Below are 4,474 nucleotides of genomic sequence, written 5' to 3'. Positions count from 1 at the left end.
GCGAACGTGTGGAACAATCGCACTGAAAGTGTCTGCCTGTCCTGGTCTTGATTGTTGCGTGAGAACATCAATCATCCCAGCTCAGAAGGCACTTTGGATCGCCCCGGGTTTGAGGGAGACCGTTGGATCTGGAGAGGATCAACGGTATGGCTGGGAATCGGAGATATCCGCAGGAGCTGCGGGAACGCGCTGTAGCACTGGTGTTGCAGTACGAGCGTGAGCAGGGCGAGGCGAGGGGCGCGATGGCTCGTGTCGCGCGTGATCTGGGTGTTCACAAGGAAGCGTTGCGGCACTGGGTGAAACAGGCGAAGGCGACGCGAGCAGCGGCCGGCGAGGCTGCGTCGGTGCCGGTTCCGGAGTCGTCGGAGGCCAAGGACGCCCGGATCCGGGAATTGGAGGCGCGTAACCGGGAATTGGAGCGGGCGAATCAGATTCTCAAGGCGGCATCGGCTTTTTTCGCCCGGGAGATGGACCCGCCACCGCCGAAGTGGTGAGGTTCGTCGACGAGTATCGGGAGCGGTTCTCGGTGACCGATATCTGTCATGTGCTGGAGTTTCGGCAGCAAACGTATTTCGCGGCGAAGAAACGGGAGCGGGAGCCGTCGGAGCGGGCGGTGCGTGATGCCGAGATTCTCGCGGAGATTCACCGTTTACGAGCTGCTGATCGGGGTCGCCGACGGGATTACGGTGCCCGGAAGATGTGGCGGGAATTGCTTCGTGCGGGCGTGCAGGTGGGGCGGGGCCGGGTGGAGCGGTTGATGCGCGCTCATGGTCTCGCGGGCCTGGTGCCGATACGGCGCAAGCCGCGCACGACGGTGCCGGGGAACGAAGACAGGCGGCCGAAAGACTTGGTGGACAGGGACTTTCGGGCACCGGCACCGAACCAGCTGTGGGTCGCGGACATAACGTATGTGGAGCTGGCCGAGCGCGGCTTCTGCTATGTGGCGTTCGTGACCGATGTGTTCTCGCGGGCGATCGTGGGCTGGCAGGTATCGGATTCACTGAAAACCGAACTGGCGCTGGATGCGTTGGAGATGGCGTTGTGGAACCGGCGGGATCGGTTGAGCAAGGCATTGATTCATCACGGTGATCGCGGTGTGCAATACACGGCGCTGCGTTACGGTGAGCGTCTCGCCGAGGCGGGTATCGCGCAATCTGTTGGCAGTACCGGTGATTCGTACGATAACGCCCTTTCGGAATCGGTGAATTCGCTGTTCAAGAAGGAATTGATCGGCAAGTACGTGTGGTCGGATGTGAGTGAAGTGAATCGCGAGACGGCGGAATGGGTTTCGTGGTATAACAACGAGCGGTTGCATTCATGGTGTGGTTATCGTCCACCGGCGGAGTTCGAGCGGGTCTTCTGGGAAGGCCGCGGTCAGCAACTGACGGCAGCATGAAGCACAAGAATCGGTAGTTCGGTCTCATCCCAAGCCGGGGCGGTCCACTTTCTTTATTTCAACACACCCCCAACCTCGGATTGCGTCCACGGATCGAGGCTTAGGGCCGACGTGAAAGTCGTGCCGGGTGACCCTGTAGTAGTCCGGGGCGGTGGTGAGCAGACAGATGCGGATCGCGTTGATAATCGCGGACTTGGCGCTGTCGTTCTCGCCGACCGGACGTTCGTACCCCGATCGAGCTCCGGGTTCAGGCGGCCGTCTTTGTCATCGTGTTTTCCTGGGCCCGACCCGAAGATACGGAAGTTTTCAGCACGCACGATAAGTACAACGCCGCTCCCGTGTCACCGGCTCTGCGCTCCGGTGTGCGTAGGTATCCTCTACCGCACCACCTACATGCGGCTTCCAAAGATGTTACGAGCCACCGGGTATCGCCCCGCGGTGGGGATCCGCCCATGGCTCCGTGTGTCTTTCGCGAGTATGACGCACGCCCGGTTCGAGGTCGGCAACTCGATCGAGGTTTCCGACCGTGCATCGCGATTCTCGGCGAGGCGGAGCTGGGCAACCAGGGAGAACTCGTGGCCGTCGGGTGCGGCCTCCGGTCTCCGCCCGGGAAAAGTGCTGAGGAGATCCTCGCTGTACGGGCTGAGGTCCCACCGGATCAATTCCCGAGATGCGGCGGCGCAGAGCGCGCCGAGCAGCTGTCGTTGCGCGACGTCCAACCCTCGTGACATGGGGCGATTTGAATCCGACGCTGTTGGTGCCCGCCGCTTGAATGGAACGGTCCACGAAGTGGACGCGGCTCCCCCGGGTGCGAGTCGGGGGGAGCCGCGATTAACCAATGTTCCGGATACAGTGAACAGAGGTTTCAGGAATGAGGGTAGATCCCCATTCTCAGTTGAGAACAGTCGTTGCACCCGTTGGTCGCGTTATCGCTTGCTGTCGGCCTGGGCCTGGGCCTGGGCCTGGGCGCGGGGCTGCTCGCCGAGGGGGATGCTGTGGGAGTAGTCAAGGATCGAGGATCGCGCGGATCTGGTCGGCGGTGCGGGGTTGTGGATTATCGGGATGTGGGTCGTCGCCGGACTGTTGCAGGCAGTCCGGCGGCGAGTGCGGGCCGCAGCGAAGGGGTTCACCAGCCCGCGTCCCTCCCGGTCCCGGCGTTCACGCAGGCAACGCCGGAACCGGAACTTGTTGGGCAAAAGCGGATTCGAGCGTGCGGTCAGTAGCTGTAGAACCCGCGTCCGGTCTTGCGGCCCAGGTAGCCGGCGTCGACCATTCGCCGCAACAGAGGCGGAGGAGCGTACTGCGGTTCGCGGAATTCCGCGTGCAGCGATTGGGCGATGGCCAATGTGACGTCCAGGCCGATGGTGTCGGTCAGGCGCAGTGGGCCCATCGGGTGGGCGCACCCGGCGACCATGCCCTCGTCGATGTCGGCGATGCTGGCGAACCCGGATTCGGCCATCCGGATCGCCGCCAGCAGGTAGGGGATTAGCAGTGCGTTGACGACGAACCCGGCCTGGTCCTTGGACTCGATGGTGCGTTTGCCCAGAACGTCGCGGGTGTAGGCGGTGACCTTGTCGGCGACCGCACGATCAGTCTTGAGCGTCACCACGATCTCGACCAGCGGCAGCACCGGTACCGGGTTGAAGAAGTGAACCCCGACCACGCGGCCCGGGTTGGCGGTGGTGTTGGCGATCCGGATGACCGGGATGGAGGAGGTGTTGGTGGCCAGGATCGCTTCCGGCGCCACGATGGTGTCGAGCTTGGTGAAGAACTCGATCTTGAGTTCCTCGATTTCCGGGGCGGCTTCGATGACCAGGTCGCGGTCGGCGAAGTCGTCGATCGCCGTGGTGAGGGCGATCCGGTCGGCGGCTTGGTCGGCGAGATCTCGGTCTAATTTGCCTGCCTCGACGGCGCGGGTCAGGGAGCGGGCTATGCGTGCGCGGGCGGTGTAGGCGGTGTCGGTGTCGCGTTCGAGGATGAGGACCTCACCTCCAGCGCGGGCGGCGACCTCTGCGATGCCGGCGCCCATGGTGCCGCCACCGATCACACCGATACGGTGCATGGACACTGTGTCTCCTTGCTCTGCTGAAAACCGTTGATACTGGGTCTGATCCAGATTCGGGTCAGACGCGGGCGGCGCGAGCGCAGTCGCGCTGGGCGTCGCCACAGAACGTTGTCGCGCTGGTGAACGCATGGTGTCGCTGCGGCCGGTGCGGTGGTGAGGATCGCTCGCCACCGCTTGCAAGCATGGGCGGCTCGGTCGGGAAGTGGGGTAGTGCGGGCTCCGCTGACCAGCCATGCAGCCCCCAGGTAGAGCGCCATGGCGAGCGCGGTGAGAAGGATGAGTGCATTCATGCGTCGCGGGGCCCGCATTCCTGGTTGTTCACTAACTGGTTCCCGCAGCCGTGTTCACGGGTGCCGTTTGCCATTCAAGGGATGTGGTTGGGCGGCAACGTGTTCTCGGGTCGGACCTATGAGTTGTGGGTGTGCTCAGCCGATGCTGAAGGGTTGGCCCCAGATGGTGACCCAGCTGGTGATGGTGTCGGTGTCGATTTCCACGGAGACGAACGCGCGGGCTTGGGCGTAGCCGGCGCAGCCGTTGAGGCCGATGGTTTCATCGGCCCAGGCGACCGAGCCGCTGCCGCTGGTGAAGGAGTTGTATTTCTTGTGGGAGTCGGTACCGAACCCGTCGGCCTTTTCCCGGTCGAGGATGTAGAACGACTGGGCTTGGCCGGGTCCGAGGCTGAGGTTGGCGCCGGCGTTGCCCGACAGGCTTGGGGTGACGCTGCCGTTGGAGCCGACGGTGACTCCGGCGGTGGGGCCGCCGTTGACGCCGCCGCCGTTGATGGCGACCTGGCAGCCCACGACGTAGCCGGGGTAGATGAGCCCTGTCGTGGAGGCGGTGTTGCCGGCGGTGATCTCGACGTGGGCGGTGCCGGAGACCCACGCGTTGCGGTGCAGCGGTGTGGCGCCCATGGAGGGGTTGATGTTGGCCGATTCCCCGTCGAGCCAGATGTGGACAGTGGTGCCGTCGGAGAGGGTCTTGGTCAGGTCCGCGCCCGGCAGCGGAACAACGGT

Annotated in this window: 4 protein-coding genes; 2 read left to right on the top strand and 2 right to left on the bottom strand. The window is 64.0% G+C overall.

Annotation, left to right across the window (positions count from 1 at the left end; genetic code table 11):
- Window positions 1-146 precede the first annotated feature (146 nt).
- Window positions 147-494, top strand: coding sequence for a transposase (locus ACFXN1_RS51295; protein WP_364626659.1), 348 nt, complete (start codon window positions 147-149; stop codon window positions 492-494).
- Window positions 491-1,396, top strand: coding sequence for an IS3 family transposase (locus ACFXN1_RS51290; RefSeq protein WP_364626656.1), 906 nt, complete (start codon window positions 491-493; stop codon window positions 1,394-1,396). Before ACFXN1_RS51295 ends, ACFXN1_RS51290 begins: the two co-directional genes overlap by 4 nt.
- Window positions 1,397-2,612: 1,216 nt before the next feature.
- On the opposite strand, the gene ACFXN1_RS51285 is transcribed toward ACFXN1_RS51290, so the two are convergent.
- Together ACFXN1_RS51285 and ACFXN1_RS51280 are read right to left on the bottom strand one after the other, a co-directional pair.
- Entirely contained in the window at window positions 2,613-3,458 is an 846-nt protein-coding gene (locus tag ACFXN1_RS51285; RefSeq protein ID WP_379446580.1) for a 3-hydroxybutyryl-CoA dehydrogenase, read from the bottom strand.
- Window positions 3,459-3,886: 428 nt separating this feature from the next.
- On the bottom strand, window positions 3,887-4,474 hold a 588-nt coding region (locus ACFXN1_RS51280), incomplete at its 5' end, for an MspA family porin (protein WP_379446579.1).

Source organism: Nocardia sp. NPDC059154, from assembly GCF_042755705.1.
Taxonomy (GTDB): domain Bacteria; phylum Actinomycetota; class Actinomycetes; order Mycobacteriales; family Mycobacteriaceae; genus Nocardia.
The sequence above is the reverse complement of the archived record's forward strand: the minus strand, read 5'-3'. Positions and strand labels throughout refer to the sequence as shown.